Genomic DNA, 23,021 nt, shown 5'->3' on the forward strand with positions numbered 1-23,021 from the left:
CCAAAACAAATTACCCAACCTATCAACAACTTAAAACAAGAAGCGAGAAATCACATCGATCAAGTATGGCGAATGTCTCACAAAGTACCGAGCTAACTACGCTTTTGGAGGGAAGTTCACGAGTGATCAAGATCACGAACAAAAATGCCCCAGCGAAAACGCTAGGGCATATTTGTATAACTGTGCTCGAACTTTGTAGGGGATTTAGTGCAGACCGCCAACGTATTTCGACAGAGTTTCGATATCTTCATCTGTCATTTTTTTCGCGATATCACGCATCATGGCGTTCATATCGTTTTCACGATTACCATCGCGGAATTTGATCAGCTGAGCTTTGATGTAGTCAGCGTGCTGACCAGAAATTTTAGGGAAACCTGAAAGCTCAGTGCCGTTACCACGAGGGCCGTGACATGCGATACATGCGGTTAGACCGCGCTCTGCATCACCAGCTGTGTACAGTGTTTTACCTTTAGCCACCACATCTTCTGGTGTTGACTGCTCTGAAATAGGCAGCGAGGCATAGTACGCAGAAAGATCAGCGATATCTGTATCGGTTAATGGCATAGCCATGCCACTCATAACCGGGTCGTAACGACCTTGTTTACCACCGCTTGTCATACCAAGCTTTAGATCTTTCAACTGCTTCTCAAGATACTTAGCGTGCTGACCTGCTAGTTTAGGGTACATTGCGATTGCACTGTTGCCATCTGCTCCATGACAGGCGACACAGGTTTGTGATTTTGCTTTACCAGCTTCAATACTACCTTGGGCCCATACTGAGCAGCTGGCTAAAAGACTCAAAATTAGCGCTAATTTCTTCATGACATTCCATTATAATTATCAAGCTTCCAGTACCACGGAATGTGAACATACCGTGTACACTCATGGTACAATAGGCGACCTTATGCCGAGCACGGTTATTTTACACAATTTCACAAAAAAGTAATCAACCGACTACACAAAGTCGAGATGGAGTTAACAGTGAGCGTAAAAATTCATTACCAAAACACGCATTTCATCACCAGCGCACCCGATATTCGTCACTTACCAGAGGACGAAGGTGTCGAAATTGCGTTTGCAGGACGCTCAAACGCTGGTAAATCGAGTGCACTTAACCGTCTAACTAACCAAAAGAGCTTAGCCAAGACATCAAAGACCCCTGGTCGTACTCAATTGATCAACCTTTTCAAAGTGGAAGAAGGTTGTCACATTGTTGATTTGCCTGGGTACGGTTTTGCTCAAGTTCCTGTTGAGATGAAAAATAAGTGGCAGAAATCACTAGGTGAATACCTGCAAAAACGCGAATGTCTGAAAGGCTTAGTGGTTCTGATGGACATTCGCCACCCAATGAAAGATCTCGACCAGCAAATGATCTTCTGGGCTATCGACAGCCGCATCCCTGTTCAAGTTCTTCTGACTAAAGCAGACAAACTGAAAAGCGGTGCTCGCAAACAAACGCTACTAAAAATCCGCAAGCAAGTGGAGACATTTGGTGGTGACGTATCAGTTGACGTGTTCTCTTCACTGAAAGGTCTGGGTGTCGATCAGCTGCGTGCCAAACTGGACACTTGGTTTGCACCTGCATTTGCACACTTGATTGAAGAAGACGAGCAAGATGCTCAAGAGAGCGGCGAAGAATAATTAACAAAATTTGTTAAAATTTTTCGACACAGCCCTGCCTTTTGGTGGGGTTTTTGTTTATCTGCTACCCAAAACTGTGAATTTCAGGCAATAAAAATCCCCACCTTCCTGGCAGGGATAACGGGAGAGAAAAATTGGTAATTATTGTTATGTGGCGAAGCATTACCGAACTAAGATTCGATTTCAATAGGTTAAAAAGCAATCTTATTTCCTGCCTCGAGCCAAATACTCCCACCCCAAACTTACAATAATTTTAATATTCAGATAGTTAAGTCAGATTGAACATCAAAAATGCGTCACTTAGTTTCTTTCAAGAAAAAATAATAGTGTGACTGGTGTAAATTTACAGGATGAATAACGCAATAAATTTGAGGGAAAAATCGAGACTTTGCAGTGACTTAGAAAGGTCAGAAGAGAAGATTTTTGAGGGTTTAATTTAAATTACTGATCAAAAAGAAAAATTTTCTTTCGCCCAATAAAAAACGCCCCAGTCAAAAACTGACTGGGGCGGCTGAATCAGCCTAATCCAATAACGTGAAACAAAAGGTCTGAAAGATAGAACATCTTACCTCTGTACCCTACGAGAGATAATGTACAACAATTGGTCAGATTTGCAAAGAACTTTTGTAGTTTTTTTTCATTAATCTTTTATTAAGCAACAACAATTATCACAATCAAATCGCTTTTTTATTAGCACAAAAAAGCCAGCGTTTGTGCGCTGGCTCATAATAAATCGGCTAAATTGGCTTAAAAATGACTAGTGTGCTTGATCCCAGTTATCACCATGACCAGCATCAGCGACTAGAGGCACTTTCAGCTCTGCTGCAGATTCCATCAAATTCTGTACTTTACTTTCAATTTCGGACAAAGACGACTCTTCAACTTCAAACACTAATTCATCGTGCACTTGCATCAGAAGTTTCACACGACCGTTGCCTTCTTCTTGAATCCACTGATCAACCAGTAGCATCGCTTTCTTGATGATATCCGCTGCGGTACCTTGCATTGGTGCGTTGATCGCTGCACGCTCTGCCGCTTTACGGCGCATACCGTTACGCGATTGGATTTCAGGCAGGTGCAGGCGACGACCAAAGATAGTTTCTACATATCCTTGGGCAGAAGCAGCACTGCGCGTGTCTTCCATGTATTGCATCACGCCCGGGTAACGCTCAAAGTACTTGTCCATGTACGCTTGTGCTTCACCACGCGGAATACCTAGCTGCTTCGCCAAACCAAATGCACTCATGCCGTAGATAAGGCCAAAGTTAACCGCTTTTGCGCGACGACGCTGCTCGCTTGAAACATCCTCAATTGCAACGCCCATGATTTCTGCTGCCGTTGCCGCATGGATATCTTTGCCATGGCGGAATGCATCAAGCAGCGCTTGGTCATCCGATAAGTGCGCCATAATACGCAATTCAATCTGCGAGTAGTCGACAGCCAGAATCTTGTACCCCGTAGGAGCAATAAATGCTTGGCGAATACGGCGACCTTCTTCGTTACGAATTGGGATATTCTGCAAGTTAGGATCGGTCGATGATAGACGACCCGTTGCGGTTACCGCTTGATGATAAGACGTGTGTACACGACCCGTTGATGGATTGATCATCTTCGGCAATTTGTCAGTGTATGTGGATTTTAGCTTCGCCAGACCACGGTACTCCAAAATCAGTTTTGGTAGTGGGTAGTCCAAAGCCAGCTCTTGCAGCACTTCTTCATTGGTAGAAGGCGTACCTGAAGGCGTCTTCTTAATAACTGGTAGACCCATTTTCTCAAATAGGATTGCTTGCAGCTGCTTAGGTGAGTTCATGTTGAACTCTTGTTCCGCAATCTCGTAGGCTTTTTGCTCAAGCTCTTCAAGACGAGCTGCGATTTCTACCGACTGCGCGCCCAACTTCATGTCATCAATCAGCACACCAGTGCGCTCAATACGAGACAACACTGGCACGAGTGGCATTTCAATCTCTTCGTAAACCGTTTTTAGCTTTTCATCTTGATCGATGTTCGCCGATAGACGGTTGTGTAGACGAAGTGTCACGTCCGCATCTTCTGCCGCGTATGGAGAAGCTTCATCAAGCTCAATTTGGTTGAAGGTTAGCTGGTTCTTACCTTTGCCTGCGATTTGTTCGAATGAAATACAGCTGTGCTGCAGGAATCGCAGTGCCAAGCTGTCCATATCGTGTTTACCGCCAACACTGTTGTATACGTAAGACGCCAACATGGTGTCGTGCTTGATGCCTTTCATCTCAATACCGTAGCGAGCCAGCACCGACGCGTCGTATTTTAGGTTCTGACCGACTTTAGCTTGAGCCTCATCTTCAAGAATCGGCTTTAGCTGTGCCAATACCCAATCACGATCCAGTTGCTGCGGCGCATCTAGGTAGTCGTGAGCCACTGGTACATAAGCAGCAATGCCTTCATCTGTTGCAAATGACAAACCAACCAAGTTTGCCACCATGTAATCTAGGCTGTCGGTTTCAGTATCAAACGCGAATAACTCCGATGCTTTTAGTTTGTCTAACCAAGCATTGAATGAAGCTTCATCTAGGATGGTTTCGTATTGGCTACGGTCGATTTTTACCGCTGAGGTATCCATATCGGCTTTAGATGAAGCAGAACCACCACGCGCTGCGCCAGTTGATTCATCCGCTTCAACCACGCCTGTGCCGCCTTCTAAGAGCTCATTTAGCCAAGATTTAAACGTCAACTGACCGTACAGTTTGATCAGCTCATCTGTGCTTGGTTCTGCTTTTAGCAATGATTCTGGCATCCCATCCAGCTCCACATCAAGCTTGATGGTGGCAAGCTCGTAAGACAGCATGGCATTGTCTTTGTTGTCGACTAGCTTCTTCGCCATGGTTTTCGAGCCACGGAAGCCAAGTGCAGCGATATCATCAAGGTTTTCGTACAGCTTTGTCAGACCGCCAATGCCTTGTAGCAGAGCCGTTGCGGTTTTGTCACCGACACCCGGAACGCCAGGAATGTTATCAACTTTATCGCCCATCAACGCTAGGTAGTCGATGATCAATTCTGGTGGGATACCAAACTTCTCAACGACACCTTCGCGATCCATCACGACGTTGGTCATGGTGTTGATCAAGGTAACGTTGTCATCCACCAACTGCGCCATATCTTTATCGCCAGTACTGATCAAAACAGGCATGCCTTGCTGCGATGCCTGATAAGCCAGAGTACCGATCACATCATCGGCCTCTACACCAGGAATACAGATTAGAGGCAGACCCATGGCACGAATGACGTTGTGCAGTGGTTCAATCTGGCAACGAAGATCATCCGGCATTGGTGGGCGATTCGCTTTGTATTCCGGGTACATATCGTCACGGAAGGTTTTACCCTTCGCATCGAAAACCACCGCGATACGATCAGAAGCGAACTGGCGCATCATGCTGCGTAACATGTTCACCACACCGTAAACAGCGTTAGTTGGGATTTCACCGTTACTCATCGTGCCAGGGTAAGCGTGAAAAGCGCGATATAGATAAGAAGAGCCGTCGATCAGAATCAACGGATTTTCAGGAATACTTGCCATAATTGTCTGTATCCAAATCAGTACTTAATAGATCTGCTTAGAATGCCATGACTACTGATCCGAATCTATCTTGTTCGCTCGATCCAGCTCTCGGAAATATCCCCGTTTCATACAAACAAAAGCCACCAAGCTGTGGATAACTCTGTTAGTAGAAATTATCCACTGGTTTTCCTCAACTTAAAAAAACTGCAAAATAGCAATTTAAATCCTTGTTTTTTAATGAAATATTTATAAAAAGACGAAAAGATCAACGATCCTGAAATGATCATGTTATGTGGAAAAGTTAAAAATGATGGCGTCAAATAGAAAAATTAGAAAAGAAAAAGCGACCCATATAGGGTCGCCTAGCAGAAGCGGTAAAGCTATTTCCATTTGTATGGCAGCTTGACCAAGAAGCTATAAATTACACTGGAAGCAATGTGAGCAATGTCGTGTCAAAAAGAATTCGTGCAAGTTCTGGGAAAATGTTTCATTACCTTCTCAACACTTGGTTAATTAGCAATTCAACGTCCTTGTGAACTTTCCTCATTCCCTAAGACAGGTTTAATAATAATGATTCTCATTTAACAGTCAATAGCTAAATGAGAGAAAATCTCATTTATTTTTATAGCGCCTTAATAAAGTGGACTCGAGACTCACGCAAGTTAGGTTTTTCTTCAAATTTTTCAATGATGTAATCATTTCTTAGCAACAAACGGAGCATGGCAGGAAATTGGTTACGTGATTTCACTTTTAAGGTTTTATAGCCCTGTTCAGCGACCCAGTCCTCTTGAGCTTCTAATAACATCTGCGCAACACCCTCATTGCGCGCTTCTGGCGCTACGCCACCAAACCAGCTGTAGAAGGTGTAATCATCTAATTCGTAGCCAATTTTAAAACCAAGGATCGTCCCAGCTTTCTCAGCCACTAAGATTAAACTTTTTTTATCTCCAAGGCGCCCTGCCATGGATTCAACCGTCTCACCACGTGCAAACTCAGTAACACGAGCCACCACTTGGATCGTTTCTTCCAGCGTGCCTTCACGAATCAACATTGTCATTGTCTTACTCTCCAGAAATAAATATACCCAAGTAACTTCAAGCCGTGTGTATTCCGTCTTGAGGGTACTTGGGTATATTCAGACCGACAACAATTGTCGGCCTGGCTTTTCTCATTGAGCGATAATTACTCTTCTGTCGCTTCTTGAGTCTTTACTAGGTGCTCCGCAGCTTGTGCGTTTTCTTCCGCTAGCCACTCAGCTACGTCTTTCGCGAAGTAAGTCAGGATGCCATCAGCACCGGCACGTTTGAAACAAAGCAGAGATTCCATCACGGTCTCACGCTCTTTCAACCAGCCATTCATGATGGCCGCTTTGTGCATCGCATACTCACCAGAAACTTGGTAAGCGAATGTTGGAACTTGAAGCTCAGTCTTAACACGGCGAACCACATCAAGGTAAGGCATACCAGGCTTAACCATCACCATGTCTGCGCCTTCATTGATGTCGAGTGCTACTTCATGCAGCGCTTCATCGCTGTTTGCAGGATCCATTTGGTAGTTTTTCTTGTTGCCACCTTTTAGGTTCGATGCTGAACCGACCGCATCACGGAATGGACCATAGTAGTTTGATGCGTACTTCGCAGAGTAAGCCATGATTTGAGTATGGATGTGACCCGCTTCTTCTAGTGCTTCACGAATTTTACCGATACGGCCATCCATCATATCTGATGGTGCAACTACATCTGCGCCGGCTTCTGCGTGAGACAGTGCTTGTTTTACAAGGACTTCGGTTGTTTCATCATTCATCACGTAGCCATCTTCATCGATGATGCCGTCTTGGCCGTGTGTAGTGAATGGGTCGAGTGCCACGTCTGTGATCACACCGATTTGAGGTACGTGCTCTTTTAATGCACGTACTGCGCGCTGAACCAAACCTTCAGGATTGTAGGCTTCAGCCGCACATAAGCTTTTAGCGTCTTGGTTTACGACAGGGAAAAGCGCGATTGCTGGTACGCCTAGGTTCGCTAGGTATTGTGCTTCTTCTAGCATTAAATCAATCGACAAACGCTCTACACCCGGCATCGATTCAACACTTTCACGGCGATCTTTACCCATTAAAACAAACATTGGGTAAATCAGATCGTTTACTGAAACTTGGTTTTCAGCCATCAGACGACGACTAAAATCGTGCTTACGCATACGACGCATACGGCGTGCAGGGAATGGACCTTGAATTGATACAGACACCACTTTCTCCTTGTCTGGAAGGTTAAGATGATCAAATCATCTGGTGGCAAAATCATATCACTCTTGATGTACCTTGCGAGCAGCAATATGGAAAAACGGCATGAAAAAAACTGAAAATGACCCAGCACTCACACTCAAGTATACTTCTCACTAATTCCATATACCGATAAACCATAGAGACCAACGATGATCGATACTCACGCTCATATTTACGCTAGCGAATTTGATAACGACCGCGACGAGGTGGTGAAGCGCGCTTTAGAACAAGGCATTGATAGAATTCTGCTGCCAAACATCGATCTTGAATCTATTGAGCCGATGCTAAAAACCGAAGCAACTTACCCTGAGGTTTGTCGTTCAATGATGGGACTACACCCTTGTTACGTGGACGGCAATGTGGAACAAACACTGGAAATCATTCGTGGCTGGTTTGATAAGCACAACTTCATTGCAGTGGGCGAAATCGGTATCGATCTTTACTGGGATAAAACTTTCCGCGCAGAGCAAGAGATGGCGTTTGTGACTCAGTTAAACTGGGCTAAAGAGATGGATTTACCTGTCGTTATCCATACACGTGACTCTATTGAAGAAACACTGACCTTACTTCGTCAAGAACAAGACGGTCGCTTACGTGGTGTATTCCACTGTTTTGGCGGTAGCGTAGAAGAAGCGCAAGCGATCAACGAGCTAGGATTCCACTTAGGTCTGGGTGGTGTCTCTACGTTTAAAAATGGTGGTATGGATAAGGTCATCCCGCATCTGGATATGGACTGGGTAATTCTAGAAACAGACTGCCCATACCTAGCGCCTGTACCACATCGTGGTAAACGTAACGAGCCGGCTTATACTTCGTTGGTGGCAGCTCGCGTAGCGGAATTACGCGAGGAAAGCGTTGAAGCGATTGATGCTCTGACGACCCAAAATGCTGAAACCTTGTTTAAAGTGTAGGAAACATCAAATAAAAAGCGGCTATATAAGCCGCTTTTTTAATGCTGAAATGTGGAATTACTCTTCCACTTCTTCTTGTTCGTCGTCTTTACGTGTGTAGAAACGCGCGAAGAACAAACCCACCTCAAACAGCAAACACATCGGAATTGCGAGTAGGGTTTGCGAGATCATATCCGGCGGCGTCAATAGCATGCCGACAATAAACGCACACACAATAATGTATGGGCGCTTCTCTTTCAGATCTTGTGGTGTGGTTGCGCCAGTCCAACATAGCAAGATAATCGCTACAGGCACTTCAAACGCAATACCAAACGCCATAAACAACGCCAGAACAAAATCAAGGTAACTCGAGATGTCGGTTGCGAACTCTACCCCACCAAGAGAGATAGCAGTAAAGAAGCCAAACACCAGCGGGAATACCACGAAGTAGGCAAACGCCACGCCGCAATAGAACAACAGTGAGCTCGAGAACAGCAGTGGCATGATCAATCGACGTTCATGCTTGTACAAGCCTGGCGCAACAAATGCCCACACTTGGTACAAGATAAACGGCACCGCAATAAACACCGAAGCAATCAAGGTTAGCTTCAAAGGCGTGAAAAACGGTGAAGCCACATCAGTAGCAATCATCGTGGCACCTTCAGGTAGACGCTCTACCAAAGGCGCTGAGACAAACTCGTAAATGTGGTTAGAGAAGTAAATTAGTCCAACAAACACCACCAATACTGCAGCAATGGCTTTAAGCAGTCGGTTGCGAAGTTCTAATAAATGACTAATTAAAGGTTGTGTCTGCTCGACGGTAGACATGGCAAACCTCTTTTTTAAAACCTGATCAAAAAGGAGCTACCAATCACTAGTAGCTCCTCCTAATGAGACTATTCGGCTTTCTTATCTGCCGCTGTAACCTTAATCTCTTCCGCTTTCTCAACGGTTTCAGTCGCAGGTGCCTCTTGTTTAGGCTCCGCTTCTGATTTGGTTGGCTCCGCGTAAGGGCGGTTTACAGATTGCGCCGCTTTCTTCAACTCTTCGACTGAAGATTTCAGCTCAGGAGATAGATCATCCATCCCCATTTGCTCAGCTTTGCGCAAGTTTTCTTGCAGTTCTTGAACTTTCAGCTCGTGTGACAACTCGTCTTTGACGCTGTTTGCCATACTCTTCGCTGCTCCGACAAAACGAGAGACACTGCGGATGGCATGTGGCAAACGCTCGGGACCAAGAACAACCAGACCAACAACAGATATTAATACCAGTTCCCAAAAACCGATATCAAACACGTTTTACGCCTGCTCTTTGTCTTTTTTCGATTCAGGAGCTGCTTCTTTCTTTTGCTGCTCTTCTAGACTTTTTGGCTCGAAGTCTGCGTCTTTGTCGTCTTTCTTCGCAGGCTCATCTTCGCTCATTGCTTTTTTGAAGCCCTTAACGGCACCACCCAGATCGCCACCGATACCGCGTAGTTTCTTAGTTCCGAATAGCAATACAACAATTACAGCAATGATTAGAAGTTGCCAAACACTGATACCACCCATTCTTTTTACCTCGGGTCTTTAAACAAATTTATTTCAAGAGTTTAACGTCTATCGACGATAAGCTCGCCAACTAAGCAACCAAAATGTGACCCCTGCGATACCGCAGGCCATCGATAGCTGCTCATAAGCGTTATCCACCAATATTGCCGAGCATACGACTAAAGTGGCTCCAACACCAAATAAAAACTTTCCTGTCGCCTGCTGACGCTTACTCTGACGGTAACCTTGATAAAGCTGATCCATGCGTTGATTCATGGCTTTGCCTTGTTTGAGGCTATCGTAAAGCAGCTCCGGCAGTTCCGGTAACTTCTCTGCCCAAAACGGCGCGCGGTCTTTAATGGCATTCACTAAAGCTTGCGGACCGACTTGGTTCATCATCCATTCTTCAAGGAAAGGTTTCGCGGTCTCCCACAAATCAAGTTGCGGGTACAACTGGCGACCCAGTCCTTCGACGTACAACAGCGTTTTTTGTAGCAACACAAGCTGCGGTTGCACTTCCATGTTGAATCGACGCGCAGTGTTGAACAGGTTCAACAGTACGTGACCGAAAGAGATTTCACACAGTGGTTTAGCAAAGATTGGCTCACACACAATGCGAATCGCAAATTCAAATTCATCGACATTGGTATCGGCAGGCACCCACCCCGAATCAACGTGTAATTCCGCTACGCGGCGGTAATCACGATTGAAGAAAGCGAGGAAGTTTTCCGCCAGATATCGTTTGTCTTCACTATTAAGTGTACCAACGATCCCGCAATCGAGCCCAATCCACATTGGATTCTCTGGATGCTCCGGCTTAACAAACACGTTGCCTGGGTGCATGTCGGCATGGAAAAAGCTATCTCGGAACACCTGAGTGAAGAACACACTCACACCGCGTTCCGCGAGCAGTTTCATATTGGTGCCATTCGCTTCCAAGCCTTCAATATCAGAGACTTGGATGCCATATATTCGCTCAGAAACCATGACAGTTTCATTACTAAAGTCAGGAAAAACTTCTGGTACGTAAAGCTCTTCACTGCCTTCGAAGTTGCGACGCAGTTGAATCGCGTTCGCCGCTTCGCGACGCAAATCGAGTTCATCAAGTAAGGTTTTTTCGTACTCACGAACCACTTCGACCGGTTTTAAACGACGTGCTTCAGGCATCGCTCCGGCGACTATACGCGCCATTCGGTGCATCAGTTTTAGATCTGAATCAATCACCGGACGAATATCTGGACGGATGACCTTTAATACCACTTCTTGGTTAGTGTCTTTTAAACGCGCCGTATGCACTTGGGCAATCGACGCAGACGCTAACGGTTTGATATCAAATTCCGTGAACCAGTTCTCTAATGGACCACCCAGTGCCAGTTCCATTTGCTCCTTCGCAAGCTGCCCATCAAATGGCGCAACTTGGTCTTGCAAAAGCGCAAGAGGATCGGCGATATGCGGAGGGAAAAGGTCACGGCGGGTCGACATCATCTGACCAAACTTAATCCAAACCGGGCCAAGTTCTTGCAGAGCGAGACGAAGACGCTCACCTAACGGTTTATCTGGGTGCTTGTTCTTAATCCAGAATAGGCTTTTGCGCATCAAAAGCGGTGCTTTGGTCAGTTGATGATCAGGCAACAACTCATCCAAGCCGTATTCCAGCTGAACTTTAATGATTTGGTATAAGCGCTTTATTTCTGCTGGCGTCATGAGTTCTCCAGCGCAGACTTATCCGAGTCGAATTTGTTTAGTAGTGCGTTTAGGCGCGCTTCAACGCGAGAAGCTTGGCTGCGAACGTCATCCACTTGGTCACAGAAGTGGGCGATTTCCAGCGGTGCTGGCGCCAGTTTCCACTCTTCTGTTACCACTTGAGCAAGATGACGCTGATGTTTTTCTGCTTGAGAAGCAAAGAAACCGCCGACGTTTTTGGTGCCTTGCACAAAAGTATGTGCCACGACATCACCCGTCACGCGAGACAGCCACTCTTCGATATCGGGTTTGCAATCCACCATCAATTGAGAGAATTTCTGTGCCAATTGAATGTCACCTTCAAGCTCAAGTTTATCTTGCTTGATAAGGCGAGTGATGTTGGCTTGATCGCGCAACTCAGGCAGTACGCTTAGATTCAGTGACAGATAACAATCTGGCTGACCTTCGTAATTACCCAAAACATCGATTTGCTGGCTGAAGATGAACGTCAGCGTCTTATTGATTTCTTTCAGATGAATTTGAATCACCTGACCTTTAAGACGTGACAAACGACGACCCAATTCAGGATCGTCTTTAATCAGCGTATTTAATGTCGTTTCAATAACGGCAGTGATAAGAGGTTCAAATGGCATACCGCTTATCCTTAGAATTTGTAGCCGCGGTGCAGCGCCACAATACCACCCGTTAGGTTGTAGTATTTGGTGTTTTCGAAGCCTGCTTCTTTCATCATGCCTTCCAGCGTATCTTGATCTGGGTGCATGCGGATAGATTCTGCTAGGTAACGGTAGCTGTCTGCGTCATTTGCCACTAGCTCACCCATTTTAGGCAATAGGTGGAAAGAGTACGCGTCGTACACTTTTGATAGCGGCTCTAGAATTGGTTTTGAGAACTCAAGCACCAACAGACGACCACCTGGCTTCAATACGCGGAACATAGAGCGCAGTGCTTTGTCTTTATCAGTTACGTTACGTAGACAGAAGCTGATAGTGATCACGTCAAAGTAATCATCTGGAAAAGGCAGTTCTTCTGCATTCGCTTGCACGTAATGCACGTTACCTACAATGCCGTTGTCGCGTAGCTTGTCACGACCTACATTCAGCATTGAGTTGTTGATGTCCGCTAGGATCACGTGGCCTTGATCGCCAACAATGCGCGAGAATTTCGCCGTCAGGTCGCCAGTACCACCACCTAGGTCAAGAACACGTTGACCTGGACGAGCGCCACTGCAATCAATAGTAAAACGCTTCCAAAGGCGGTGAACACCACCTGACATCAGGTCATTCATGATGTCGTATTTTGCTGCCACTGAGTGGAAAACTTCGGCAACTTTGGTCACTTTTTCGTCTTTTGCCACTGTGGTAAAACCAAAGTGGGTAGTGTCATTTTCTAACGCTGTATTTGATTGCACGCTTGTGTCCGTCATTCTGATTCCTCTTGGGCAGCACTTTCTCACTTCGGGGCGGTTGCTGACAAATATAGTCGCCCACTGTACTGCGGGCGATTAGTTTACTTTATCCTCAGCCGGATGTCTTTCTACTAAAGAAGCATTTTCCGAAAATGACTCACTCTGCGCTAACTGGGCAAGATCAGGAGAAATAGGACGTTTCACCTCAACGCCGAGTTGCTTAAAGCTTTCCGCCTGACGGATCACGTTGCCACGCCCTGTCGCCAACTTATTCATCGCCCCTTGGTAAGTTTGGTTGGCTTTGTCTAATGCGCCGCCAAGCCCTTCCATATCGTCTACAAACAAGCGCAGTTTGTCATACAGCTTCGCCGCTCGTTCAGCGATCAATTGGGCGTTTTCGTTTTGGCGTTCGTTACGCCACAAGTTATCTATCGTACGTAGCGCCACCAGCAAAGTGGTCGGGCTGACCAAAATAATGTTTTGTTCCATCGCATCTTTAACCAAACTTGGATCGGCTTGAATCGCAACTTGGAATGCAGGTTCCACCGGAATAAACATCAGCACGTAGTCTAAGCTCTGGATGCCTTTTAACTGGTGATAATCTTTAAGGCTCAAGCCTTTGATGTGCGCACGCAGCGCGGCTAAGTGATCACTTAGCGCCTGCTCACGTTGAATGTCGTTCTCTGCGTTGAAGTAGCGCTCGTACGCCACTAACGCCATTTTCGAATCGACCACCACTTGCTTGTTTTGCGGTAAGTGAACAATTACATCCGGTTGATAGCGTTTGCCCGCTTCATTTTGCAAGCTCACTTGAGTCTGATACTCGTGCCCTTCACGCAAACCAGACTCTGCCAAGACGCGAGCCAGAACCACTTCACCCCAGTTACCCTGCTGTTTGTTGTCACCTTTCAGCGCTTGAGTCAGATTGACCGCTTCTCGGGTCATGTGTTCATTCAAGCGTTGTAGGTTTTTAAGCTCGTGCACCAAGGTGTGACGCTCTTTGGCTTCTTGGCTGAAGCTGTCGTTAACTTGTTTTTTGAACCCCTCTAACTGCTCTTTAAGTGGAGACAGCAAACCTTCCAAACTCTGGCGGTTTTGCATGTCGACTTTGGCGGTTTTCTCTTCAAACAACTGATTCGCTAAGTGCTCAAATTGCTGCTTCAAACGCGTTTCTGCTTGCTCAAGAATTTGCAGTTTTTCCGCATTGGCTTGGTTGATTTGCTCGTGGCGCGCTTGCTGCTCACGAAGCTGAGTTTCAAGGCGCGATTTGTGCTCTCGCATCTGCCCTAGCTCATCAAAATACTGCTGGCGCTCTTGTTTTACTGCTTCGAAATAGCGCAACTTTTCCATCGCCGCCATCAATTTACCATGGGTTTGGCGCACCTCGAATGCTGCTTTATCGCGTTCATCATCGAGTTCATCTAGTTCTTGCTGCGCCTCAGCAAGGCTTTGCTTCACTTGCTCAAGTTGTTGTTGATGAAGTTGTTTTTCAGAAAAGAGCTGTTGTTCAAGTAGCTGGGTTTGCGTGGCAAAACGTTGTTTGACCCACCAACCCACTGCAATGCCGCTAATAGTCGCGGTAAAAAGAGAAGACAAAATGAGAGATTGATGCTCAAGAATCCATTGCATAATAGCGAGTTAGCCTGTGTTTTTTATCTTTAACAATGGTATTTACATACTGGATAAATGTCCAGTTTGTTGGATGAAAAATCCTCGCATACACTAGGTGCTCCGTACAACATACTCACACCAGCTCAAACCAACAACAATGAGCGGTACTTCATCACACAGAGGCATCATGAACGAGCGTCGCGCCCTAGGATTTGGGCTATCAGCGGTATTACTTTGGTCAACAGTAGCAACCGCATTTAAATTGACTTTAGCGGAATTCACACCAATTCAGATGCTGACCATGGCGAGTATTGTCTCAGCCATCGCACTCATCATGGTGTGTGGTGTGCAGGGTAAGCTCAATCAGCTCAGCTCGACGTTTCTTTCTAATCCTTGGTACTACTTACTGCTCGGTTTAATTAACCCACTGGCCTACTACCTGATTTTGTTCAAGGCCTATGATTTGCTACCCGCCTCCCAAGCACAGGCGATCAACTACAGTTGGGCGATCACCTTGACTTTAATGGCGGCGGTTTTCTTAGGCCAAAAAATCCGAAGTAAAGACTGGATCGCATGCTGCTTTAGTTATTTGGGAGTCATCGTGATTGCCACCAAAGGCAATGTGTTAGGGATGGATTTTGAAAGTCCGCTTGGTGTCGGGCTAGCTCTGCTCTCGACTCTGCTTTGGGCAAGTTACTGGATTCTCAATACCAAAAACAAAGCCGATCCTGTAATTGGCGTACTCCTTGGCTTTTTGGTTGCCATCCCATTTGCGATTGGCTTGAGTATCTACGAAGGTGCAGACTGGGGCCAAATCACCGCGAAAGGCTGGGCGGCAGTAACCTACGTGGGTCTGTTTGAGATGGGGGTCACCTTCGTACTTTGGTTATCAGCACTGAAGCTAACCGAAAACACTGCTCGCATTAGCAACCTGATTTTTGCCTCACCGTTCATCTCTTTAATGCTACTTGCCACCATCATTGGCGAAGAGATTCATCCATCCACTTTGATAGGCTTGGTGCTGATCATCAGCGGCTTGGTGATCCAACAAGTAAAATTTGGCAAAAAGCAGCTTTCAGAGCCCCAGCAATAAATAAAGCGAAACTTTACAAAACCAAATGCAATTTCGTTAAAAAGAGAGATAGCTAACAAATTACTCATCTTATCTCTCATTCTTGACTTGGATTTATGGGGGCTTTGGATACGATATAACCAAAGCCCCAAATTAACTACTCATATTGGTGCACGTGGTAGCGCGCCAAACAGGGGCATGTCAGGATAATTAATTTAATATGTTTCGCTTTGCAATTTCACCAGACCAACTTAATACTTGGCAAGCAGCCCTTGAGCAGTGCTGCCAAGCTTATCAAGCCCAAGGTCAGTTATTTACTTTTAGCTACACTCGCCAATGGCAGTTAAGTGAAGTTAAAACCACCACTGGGCACAGTCGCGATATTGCTGTCCAGCTCGCTTCTGCAACAAGCGATTTCCAAGCTCCAAGTTTAACTGTAGAAAGTATCAGCTTTGCCAATCAAGTATTAAGCTACTGCCCTATCTGGTTGCCCGATGAAACGCTATTTGCAGCGATTGCTCTTGTTCATGATAACCATAACTGCACTGAGTTAGAGGGCTGGCTATCTTCACTCGCAGGGCGCATTAGCTTTGATGCGGGCACTTGCTTTCATCGCGAACAATCAAGACACCTGCACCAAGACACGTCGCTGCTACCAAGCTTGCAAGAGTTTGTTGATTGTCTTGATGATCATACATGGATAAAGAGCATTGATGGCCGCTACTCTTTGACCAATCGCAGTGTGGAACAAGCATGGAACATGACCAGCAATGACATTGTCGGGAAAAACGACTTTGAGTTATTTAGCCAAGCTCGCGCGGAAAAGTTCATCGATACCGACCAGTTGGTGATCGCGACAGGCAGCCAAAACACTGTTGAAGAGTGCTCTTTGATTGATGACAACAATAACCCGACTTGGCTAGAAACCATCAAATCACCCGTCCGCAACCATGCTGGTGAGCTGATTGGTATTTTGGGTATGACACGCAACGTTACCCGCAGGAAGATGATAGAAACGCAACTTTCTCTCGCTTCAAAGATATTCAATAACTCTCAAGAAGGGATGGTGATCACCGATCGTCGTGCCAATATCTTAGACGTTAACAGCGCATTTACTCATATCACGGGTTACTCAGCCGCAGAAGTGATAGGAAAAAACCCTAATATTCTTCGTTCTGGACATCATGATGACCGCTTTTATCAAGAGCTGTGGCATCAGCTAGAAACAAAAGGGCAATGGAAAGGCGAATTTATCAATCGCAAAAAGGATGGGTGTATCTATCCGCAGTTAGCGACCATCAGTGCAGTAAAAGATGATAAGAATCATCTGATTAATTATATCTGTGTATTTGAAGATATTACCGTTCGCAAAGCGCATGAAGAGAAGCTTCAACGCATGGCATTTTATGATCCGCTCACTAATCTGCCAAATCGTACACACCTAATCACTCTGCTAGAACAACACATTGAAAGCGGACAAAAAAACCAACAGTCTTTTGCTACGCTATTCCTTGATATTGACCACTTCAAGCATATCAATGACAGCTTAGGTCATTTTTGTGGCGACCAATTGCTAACAAAACTTGCGGAAAGACTGCAACATGTCCTAGATCTATCGGCTCATGTAGCTCGAATTGGTGGTGATGAATTCGTGATCATTTTGCCAGAGATCGATGACAATGAGCACCTAATCACGACGATTAAAGACATTCTCACTGTCTTCAAAAAGCCTTTTTCATTGGCAAACCACGAATCACTGAGAGTATCAACCAGCATCGGTATTGCGCTCTACCCTGAAGATGGTCGAGACAGTGAAACCTTACTTAAAAATGCCGATACGGCTATGTACCTTGCTAAGAAGAATGGACGAAATGGTTATGCTTTCTACTCTCCAGAGCTAACCGATAAATCGGTATCTCACGTCCGCCTGCAATCTGCTTTGCACGAAGCCATTGAGAAAGACGAACTGTATCTCGTGTATCAGCCACAATATCAACTCAGTAATAAAAGCCTAATCGGCGTAGAAGCCCTACTACGTTGGAAACATCCAGAACTTGGCCAAGTTTCTCCAGCGGATTTCATCCCAATCGCTGAAAAAACAGGTTTGATTCAAGTGATTGGTCCTTGGGTCATGGAGCAAGCATGCAAACAAGGCCGATACTGGTTAGATAAAGGCATCGCCTTCGGAAAAATGGCGATCAACGTTTCAGCACTTCAATTGCAAAAAAACGGCTTTATTGAGCGATTGAAAGACATTCTCGAACGCACTCAATTTCCTGCAAACTTGTTGGATCTAGAAATTACCGAGAGCTTTTTGTTGAACGACCCGCGACATGCCATTGAGTCGTTAAACCAACTAAGAGAGCTCGGCGTTGAGATTTCACTGGATGACTTTGGTACTGGCTACTCTTCATTGTCATACCTAAAAGGTTTACCTATTACTAAGCTCAAAGTAGACCGTTCATTCGTCTCTGATGTGCCAAGTAATGAAGATAGTAAAGCCATTGTTGATGCCATCATCGCAATGAGCAATAGCTTGTCATTGAAAGTAGTCGCAGAAGGTATTGAAACAGACGAACAAGCAAAATATCTAAAAGAGAAAGGATGTTTGTACGGGCAAGGCTACCGATTTAGCGCTCCAGTACTGCCAGAAAGGCTGTTTCATTAATAAAAAGACCGAGCACTAGCTCGGTCTTTTTATTCGATCTAATTAAACCCACTGCCCAGCGACAAAGCCGCTCGACCAACACCACTGGAAATTATAACCACCTAACCAGCCAGTTACGTCCATCACTTCACCGATGAAGTACAAACCTTTGATGTTCTTACATTCCATGGTTTTTGAAGACAGGTGATCAGTATCTACGCCACCCAATGTGACTTCCGCGGTGCGGTAGCCTTCTGTGCCGTTTGGTGCCACAGCCCAGTTCTCTAGACGTTCAACGATGTTTGCCATCTCTTTCGGGTTGAACTGTTTAAGTGGTTTATCTGCTAATTCTTTACGCTCGATCAGCACTTCAACTAAACGCTTTGGCAGCACTTTCGCCAGTGTATTCTTTAGGGATTGGTTCGGATGCTTCTCACGGCTGCGTTCTAGCAACTCTGCGATGTCGTCGTTTGGCACGAGGTTAATTGTCACCTTCTGACCCGCTTTCCAGAACGAAGAAATCTGCAAAACAGATGGACCAGATAAGCCGCGGTGAGTAAACAGCAGCGCTTCTTTGAACATGGTGCCGTCTTGCGCGGTGATTTCTGCCGGGATCGCAATGCCCGATAGCTCAGCGAAATCTTCTTTGTCTTCTTTATGCAGTGTAAACGGCACTAGACCTGCCGTAGTGGTAATCACTGGAAGCTCGAACTGCTCAGCAATCTTGTAGCCAAATGGCGTCGCGCCAAGCTTAGGCATCGACAGACCGCCGGTGGCAACCACCAAAGATTCACATTCGATAGTTTCAGTACCGGCATGCAGACGGAAGCCCGCATCGGTTTTCTCGATCGAATGTACATCACATTGGTAGCGTTGTTGGATGTTTGGCATGTCGCATTCTGCTAGTAGCATCTTAACGATGTCTTTTGCGGTAAACGCGTCAACACAGAATAGCTGTCCGTGATCGCGCTCTTCAAACTCGATACCATGCTTACTGACCATCGAAATAAAGTCCCAGTTGGTGTACTGCGACAGCGCCGATTTCACGAAATGCGGGTTTTGGCATAAGTAGTTGTTTGCGGAAACATCGTAGTTAGTGAAATTACAACGACCACCACCTGAGATAAGGATTTTACGTCCTGGCTTTTTCGCATGATCCAGCACGAGCACACTGCGTCCGCGCTTACCTGCTTCCGCAGCACACATCAAACCTGCCGCGCCAGCGCCAATTACAACAACATCAAATTTCTTACTCATCGGTAACGCTCAATTACTTATTTAAATTGGTTTATACCCAAGTAACCTCAAGATGCTTGGTTCAGCGAGAATGACTTGGGGTATATAAGTCCAAAAATAAAAAAGGATGTGCGTAATGCACATCCTTGCTTTCTGCGGGCGCTATTCTAACGACAAAAGTCGAGCGGGAAAAGCGCTTAAATTCCAAGCACTGCTTGCTGGCTTATAGAATGAAGGCAGCCAGTAGGGTTACACCGAGTAAAGCGGTCGATAAAATGAAGAGTCCACGTACCCTCTCACACTTCCCCGTAAAGATCTCATCGTGGTGATGGTCATATTCTTTACTTTTAATGTAATGGAACAACCTCACTTGTTTGGTGACGTTGCCATGAGTAGTGAAAAATCCATTACCATCCACTTGCTGATACAGCAAAGGATGTGCTTCACGCATGATGTAAATTAGAGAACGAAGAGCGGTTAAGTAACGAACCATATTCAGTCCCGTTACAACCATTAGCGCAAATAAGATTGTGTCTCCACTGATCATCTTTTCCTCCCTACATCTTCAATGATGCTCAAGAGAAAAAGACGACCAATGCTTCGTCCTTTACCCGCTACTTATCGCGTTGAGAACGCGTTATGCAGCTGGAGCATCCATAATTGAAGATGAACCTTCTTTTGCCATTTGTGCTAGATCTTTATCGATGAAGAACAATGCCTTACCATCTTCACCAACCAATTCGATCTTGTCTAAAATCCCTTTAAATAACTTCTCTTCTTCGTGCTGTTCAGCCACGTACCACTGTAGGAAGTTAAACGTTGAGTAGTCTTGGCTTGTAAATGCAACATGCGCTAGTTTGTTGATTTTTTCCGTGATCATTTGCTCATGTTCATAGGTTTCACGGAAAACATCACCTAGGCTCGCAAAATCATGCTTTGGTGCTTCAATTGCACCCAGGATTGGCATTGAGCCAGTTTCACTCACATAAGTGAAAAGACGTTGCATGTGCTCCATTTCTTCTACGGCGTGAGCGCGTAAAAATTCAGCCGCACCTTCAAAACCTTTGTCTTCACACCAAGCACTCATTTGTAAGTATAGATTGGATGAGAAAAATTCTAGGTTAATTTGCTCATTCAATTGTTCAACCATAGTTTGAGACAGCATGTTAACTCCTATTTATGTGCATGCAATATACCCAAATGACCTCAAAAGAGATGGTTCAAAGACAACAAAGTCACTTGGGTATAACGCCACTATAACATGATTCCTTTGCCATGAGATTCTACCTACTAGATTGATATGAGATCACTTCAGCAAAATTATCTTAGACTTAGTGCTAATCTGACAGTATGACCTTATCAAGGAGATGGCAATATGAGTTACAAACACATACTTGTGGCAGTTGACCTATCAGACGACAGTAAAGTGTTGATTAAGAAAGCCGTATCACTGGCTAAACCTCTGGATGCGAAAGTCTCTTTCATTCATATCGATGTGAATTACGCCGAACTTTACACCGGGCTTATCGATATCAATATGGCGGAGGCGCAACACCAAGCAATGGAAGCGTCGCGCACACAATTGGCCAACTTTGAGGAATATGCGGGATACCCAATCACGCATACTTTGGTTGGTAGCGGTGATTTAAGTAACGAACTGTGCGATACCATTCAAGACTACAGTATCGATTTGGTCGTTTGTGGTCATCACCAAGACTTCTGGAGCAAGATTCTCTCATCGACTCGTCAGCTCATTAACTGCTCACCAGTCGACATGCTGGTCGTACCGCTAAAAGACTAATTTGCATTGGCGTGACCTTAAAACTTGGTTAGACTGCGGGCATATTTGTTGTTGATAAAGATTCTCATCCATGGCTTATCTATCCGCAGTTACCCTACTTTGGGCATTCTCATTTAGCCTGATCGGCGTTTACCTAGCCGGTCAGGTAGATTCTTGGTTCTCCGTTTTCATGCGCGTTGCGTTGGCGAGCCTTGTCTTCATCCCTTTCTTAAAATTCCGTGGCGTAAGCAAGTCTCTGATTGCAAAGCTGATGATCGTCGGCGGCTTCCAACTCGGTTTGATGTATTGCTTCTACTACCAATCTTTCCTACTCCTTTCTGTACCAGAAGTACTGCTGTTCACCGTATTCACACCTATTTATGTCACCTTGATTTATGACTTTTTGAAAGGTCGTTTTTCACCTTGGTATTTGGTTACCGCTGCTATTGCGGTGCTAGGCGCGGCGTGGATTAAGTTTGCAGGCATCAATGAAAACTTCTTGATGGGCTTTTTGGTCGTACAAGGGGCAAACCTGTGTTTTGCCATCGGTCAGGTCGGCTACAAGTACATTATGGAAACCGAACCAGTTGAGCTACCACAGCACACGGTGTTTGGTTACTTCTACTTAGGAGCATTGTGCGTGGCGACTGTTGCTTTTGCTCTGATGGGGAACTTAGACAAGATGCCAACCACAGCAACGCAATGGGGTATTTTGACGTACCTAGGCTTGATCGCATCAGGCTTTGGTTACTTTGCGTGGAACAAAGGCGCGACTATGGTCAATGCTGGCGCACTTGCGGTGATGAACAACGCGCTTGTCCCTGCTGGATTGATTGTGAATATCGTGATTTGGAACCGCGATGTTGATGTGACGCGACTTGCTATTGGCGGCGCGATCATCATGCTGTCGCTGTGGATCAATGAGACTTGGGTGAAAAAGCGCGTAGAGATGAGTTACGCCAACAAGTAACACATCGATCCCAACAAACATTCCAACCATAAAAAAACGCTCTCCAGTTGGAGAGCGTTTTTTGTTGATTCGATTAATGCACTTTGGCTTGCGAGCTTGTGCTCATCAACGCATTAGGTGGTGTTGGTAGCAGCACCTCAAGTTTGGCATTACGCGCTTCAAGCTTGCGCTGGCGTTTGAGCAATTTTTGCTGCTTTTTGGCTAATTTAAGCAACTTTTTCTGCTGCTTATAGTGTTTCTTAACCGCTTTTTTCGCCTTTTTCAGCGCTTTCTTATCTGATAAATCAAACATCGCTGACGTCTCTAGCTGAGTGGCAGGGGTTACGGCTGCTACTTTCGCTGCCAATTTTTTCTCTTTCACTCGTTCCACTACGCGCTTCACGATCGCCGCTTTCTCTGCGCTTTGCTCAGGCGCCATAATGATTGGCGTATCTTGTGTAAGGGATGGAGTTGGTAGCGCCTCTGCCAACAAACCACATGCTTGCTGTTCAGACAACGGCTTATCTTGGCATTTTTGAGGAGGAATCGCGGCTGGCTTACATAAGGTATCTTTCGAGGCAGAAGAGCGAGCACAAGAGCGGCAGACAAACTTAGGTGCTACCACCAAGCGGTGAATGTCACCCAAACTCTCAGCAATCTGTTTGCGGCTCATCTTACATAATCGTTTCGCCATGCTACTACTCCAGCTTCCCAATTCTCGACTGTCTTACTCTACGACATCACACA

General features: G+C 45.5%; 22 protein-coding genes. 6 read left to right on the forward strand and 16 right to left on the reverse strand.

Annotation, left to right across the window (positions count from 1 at the left end; all coding sequences use genetic code 11):
• Positions 1–204: 204 nt before the first annotated feature.
• A complete protein-coding gene (locus BSZ04_RS23065) occupies positions 205–822 on the reverse strand; it encodes a c-type cytochrome (RefSeq protein ID WP_010444943.1) in 618 nt (205 codons plus the stop codon).
• A 159-nt stretch (positions 823–981) separates the two neighbouring features.
• Here BSZ04_RS23065 and yihA point away from each other — a divergent pair, with 159 nt between their 5' ends.
• Positions 982–1,641, forward strand: a complete 660-nt coding sequence (gene yihA / locus BSZ04_RS23070) for a ribosome biogenesis GTP-binding protein YihA/YsxC (RefSeq protein ID WP_010444941.1) — start codon at positions 982–984, stop codon at positions 1,639–1,641.
• 516 nt (positions 1,642–2,157) lie between these two features.
• Here the strand turns inward: yihA and spfP are convergent.
• The 4 genes from spfP to hemB all read right to left on the reverse strand — a co-directional run bounded on the left by spfP (position 2,158) and on the right by hemB (position 7,417).
• Positions 2,158–2,205, reverse strand: a complete 48-nt coding sequence (spfP, locus tag BSZ04_RS25500; protein WP_438356636.1) for a small protein SpfP — start codon at positions 2,203–2,205, stop codon at positions 2,158–2,160.
• A 193-nt stretch (positions 2,206–2,398) separates the two neighbouring features.
• Positions 2,399–5,191 carry a DNA polymerase I gene (gene polA, locus BSZ04_RS23080; protein ID WP_088881481.1) on the reverse strand — a complete coding sequence of 931 codons (2,793 nt, stop codon included), beginning with the start codon at positions 5,189–5,191 and terminating at the stop codon, positions 2,399–2,401.
• 604 nt (positions 5,192–5,795) lie between these two features.
• Positions 5,796–6,230 (reverse strand): GNAT family N-acetyltransferase, encoded by a 435-nt coding sequence (locus tag BSZ04_RS23090; RefSeq protein WP_162531086.1) that lies wholly within the window; start codon positions 6,228–6,230, stop codon positions 5,796–5,798.
• A 125-nt stretch (positions 6,231–6,355) separates the two neighbouring features.
• Entirely contained in the window at positions 6,356–7,417 is a 1,062-nt protein-coding gene (gene hemB / locus BSZ04_RS23095) for a porphobilinogen synthase (RefSeq protein WP_010444934.1), read from the reverse strand.
• A 186-nt stretch (positions 7,418–7,603) separates the two neighbouring features.
• On the opposite strand from hemB, the gene BSZ04_RS23105 reads away from it, so the two are divergent.
• A complete protein-coding gene (locus BSZ04_RS23105) occupies positions 7,604–8,365 on the forward strand; it encodes a TatD family hydrolase (RefSeq protein WP_088881482.1) in 762 nt (253 codons plus the stop codon).
• Positions 8,366–8,422: 57 nt separating this feature from the next.
• Here BSZ04_RS23105 and tatC read toward each other — a convergent pair whose 3' ends face one another.
• The 7 genes from tatC to rmuC form a co-directional block, all read right to left on the reverse strand.
• A complete protein-coding gene (gene tatC / locus BSZ04_RS23110; RefSeq protein ID WP_005429982.1) occupies positions 8,423–9,172 on the reverse strand; it encodes a twin-arginine translocase subunit TatC in 750 nt (249 codons plus the stop codon).
• A 68-nt stretch (positions 9,173–9,240) separates the two neighbouring features.
• A complete protein-coding gene (tatB, locus tag BSZ04_RS23115) occupies positions 9,241–9,639 on the reverse strand; it encodes a Sec-independent protein translocase protein TatB (RefSeq protein WP_005430029.1) in 399 nt (132 codons plus the stop codon).
• Positions 9,640–9,642: 3 nt separating this feature from the next.
• Entirely contained in the window at positions 9,643–9,891 is a 249-nt protein-coding gene (gene tatA / locus BSZ04_RS23120; protein ID WP_005429959.1) for a Sec-independent protein translocase subunit TatA, read from the reverse strand.
• 48 nt (positions 9,892–9,939) lie between these two features.
• Positions 9,940–11,574 carry a ubiquinone biosynthesis regulatory protein kinase UbiB gene (gene ubiB, locus BSZ04_RS23125; RefSeq protein ID WP_010444921.1) on the reverse strand — a complete coding sequence of 545 codons (1,635 nt, stop codon included), beginning with the start codon at positions 11,572–11,574 and terminating at the stop codon, positions 9,940–9,942.
• The gene (locus BSZ04_RS23130; RefSeq protein ID WP_010444919.1) at positions 11,571–12,206 is read right to left on the reverse strand and encodes a ubiquinone biosynthesis accessory factor UbiJ; all 636 of its coding nucleotides are present in this window, start codon (positions 12,204–12,206) and stop codon (positions 11,571–11,573) included. Before BSZ04_RS23130 ends, ubiB begins: the two co-directional genes overlap by 4 nt.
• A gap of 11 nt (positions 12,207–12,217) precedes the next feature.
• A complete protein-coding gene (ubiE, locus tag BSZ04_RS23135) occupies positions 12,218–12,997 on the reverse strand; it encodes a bifunctional demethylmenaquinone methyltransferase/2-methoxy-6-polyprenyl-1,4-benzoquinol methylase UbiE (RefSeq protein WP_010444918.1) in 780 nt (259 codons plus the stop codon).
• Between the two features lie 78 nt (positions 12,998–13,075).
• Entirely contained in the window at positions 13,076–14,608 is a 1,533-nt protein-coding gene (rmuC, locus tag BSZ04_RS23140) for a DNA recombination protein RmuC (protein WP_088881483.1), read from the reverse strand.
• Positions 14,609–14,777: 169 nt separating this feature from the next.
• Here rmuC and BSZ04_RS23145 point away from each other — a divergent pair, with 169 nt between their 5' ends.
• Both BSZ04_RS23145 and BSZ04_RS23150 read left to right on the forward strand, forming a co-directional pair.
• A complete protein-coding gene (locus BSZ04_RS23145) occupies positions 14,778–15,683 on the forward strand; it encodes a DMT family transporter (protein ID WP_010444912.1) in 906 nt (301 codons plus the stop codon).
• A 199-nt stretch (positions 15,684–15,882) separates the two neighbouring features.
• Positions 15,883–18,330 (forward strand): sensor domain-containing protein, encoded by a 2,448-nt coding sequence (locus BSZ04_RS23150; protein ID WP_088881484.1) that lies wholly within the window; start codon positions 15,883–15,885, stop codon positions 18,328–18,330.
• 42 nt (positions 18,331–18,372) lie between these two features.
• On the opposite strand, the gene BSZ04_RS23155 is transcribed toward BSZ04_RS23150, so the two are convergent.
• The 3 genes from BSZ04_RS23155 to ftnA form a co-directional block, all read right to left on the reverse strand.
• Positions 18,373–19,566, reverse strand: a complete 1,194-nt coding sequence (locus BSZ04_RS23155; RefSeq protein ID WP_088881485.1) for a BaiN/RdsA family NAD(P)/FAD-dependent oxidoreductase — start codon at positions 19,564–19,566, stop codon at positions 18,373–18,375.
• Positions 19,567–19,768: 202 nt separating this feature from the next.
• Entirely contained in the window at positions 19,769–20,092 is a 324-nt protein-coding gene (uspB, locus tag BSZ04_RS23160) for a universal stress protein UspB (RefSeq protein ID WP_010444905.1), read from the reverse strand.
• Between the two features lie 90 nt (positions 20,093–20,182).
• Positions 20,183–20,710 carry a non-heme ferritin gene (gene ftnA / locus BSZ04_RS23165; RefSeq protein ID WP_010444903.1) on the reverse strand — a complete coding sequence of 176 codons (528 nt, stop codon included), beginning with the start codon at positions 20,708–20,710 and terminating at the stop codon, positions 20,183–20,185.
• Positions 20,711–20,920: 210 nt separating this feature from the next.
• Between ftnA and uspA the strand changes: the two genes are divergently transcribed.
• Together uspA and BSZ04_RS23175 are read left to right on the forward strand one after the other, a co-directional pair.
• Entirely contained in the window at positions 20,921–21,346 is a 426-nt protein-coding gene (gene uspA / locus BSZ04_RS23170; RefSeq protein WP_010444901.1) for a universal stress protein UspA, read from the forward strand.
• Positions 21,347–21,416: 70 nt separating this feature from the next.
• The gene (locus BSZ04_RS23175) at positions 21,417–22,295 is read left to right on the forward strand and encodes a carboxylate/amino acid/amine transporter (protein WP_088881486.1); all 879 of its coding nucleotides are present in this window, start codon (positions 21,417–21,419) and stop codon (positions 22,293–22,295) included.
• Between the two features lie 73 nt (positions 22,296–22,368).
• On the opposite strand, the gene BSZ04_RS23180 is transcribed toward BSZ04_RS23175, so the two are convergent.
• A complete protein-coding gene (locus BSZ04_RS23180; RefSeq protein WP_088881487.1) occupies positions 22,369–22,968 on the reverse strand; it encodes a hypothetical protein in 600 nt (199 codons plus the stop codon).
• Positions 22,969–23,021 lie beyond the last annotated feature (53 nt).

It is taken from the genome of Vibrio rotiferianus, assembly GCF_002214395.1.
Classification (GTDB): domain Bacteria; phylum Pseudomonadota; class Gammaproteobacteria; order Enterobacterales; family Vibrionaceae; genus Vibrio; species Vibrio rotiferianus.

Coding starts and splice junctions, on each gene's coding strand:
- BSZ04_RS23065 (WP_010444943.1), bottom strand. CDS start 822: ATGAAGAAATTAGCGCTAATTTTGAGTCTTTTAGCCAGCTGCTCAGTA.
- polA (WP_088881481.1), bottom strand. CDS start 5,191: ATGGCAAGTATTCCTGAAAATCCGTTGATTCTGATCGACGGCTCTTCT.
- BSZ04_RS23090 (WP_162531086.1), bottom strand. CDS start 6,230: ATGACAATGTTGATTCGTGAAGGCACGCTGGAAGAAACGATCCAAGTG.
- BSZ04_RS23105 (WP_088881482.1), top strand. CDS start 7,604: ATGATCGATACTCACGCTCATATTTACGCTAGCGAATTTGATAACGAC.
- tatC (WP_005429982.1), bottom strand. CDS start 9,172: ATGTCTACCGTCGAGCAGACACAACCTTTAATTAGTCATTTATTAGAA.
- tatA (WP_005429959.1), bottom strand. CDS start 9,891: ATGGGTGGTATCAGTGTTTGGCAACTTCTAATCATTGCTGTAATTGTT.
- ubiB (WP_010444921.1), bottom strand. CDS start 11,574: ATGACGCCAGCAGAAATAAAGCGCTTATACCAAATCATTAAAGTTCAG.
- BSZ04_RS23130 (WP_010444919.1), bottom strand. CDS start 12,206: ATGCCATTTGAACCTCTTATCACTGCCGTTATTGAAACGACATTAAAT.
- ubiE (WP_010444918.1), bottom strand. CDS start 12,997: ATGACGGACACAAGCGTGCAATCAAATACAGCGTTAGAAAATGACACT.
- rmuC (WP_088881483.1), bottom strand. CDS start 14,608: ATGCAATGGATTCTTGAGCATCAATCTCTCATTTTGTCTTCTCTTTTT.
- BSZ04_RS23145 (WP_010444912.1), top strand. CDS start 14,778: ATGAACGAGCGTCGCGCCCTAGGATTTGGGCTATCAGCGGTATTACTT.
- BSZ04_RS23150 (WP_088881484.1), top strand. CDS start 15,883: ATGTTTCGCTTTGCAATTTCACCAGACCAACTTAATACTTGGCAAGCA.
- BSZ04_RS23155 (WP_088881485.1), bottom strand. CDS start 19,566: ATGAGTAAGAAATTTGATGTTGTTGTAATTGGCGCTGGCGCGGCAGGT.
- uspB (WP_010444905.1), bottom strand. CDS start 20,092: ATGATCAGTGGAGACACAATCTTATTTGCGCTAATGGTTGTAACGGGA.
- ftnA (WP_010444903.1), bottom strand. CDS start 20,710: ATGCTGTCTCAAACTATGGTTGAACAATTGAATGAGCAAATTAACCTA.
- uspA (WP_010444901.1), top strand. CDS start 20,921: ATGAGTTACAAACACATACTTGTGGCAGTTGACCTATCAGACGACAGT.
- BSZ04_RS23175 (WP_088881486.1), top strand. CDS start 21,417: ATGGCTTATCTATCCGCAGTTACCCTACTTTGGGCATTCTCATTTAGC.
- BSZ04_RS23180 (WP_088881487.1), bottom strand. CDS start 22,968: ATGGCGAAACGATTATGTAAGATGAGCCGCAAACAGATTGCTGAGAGT.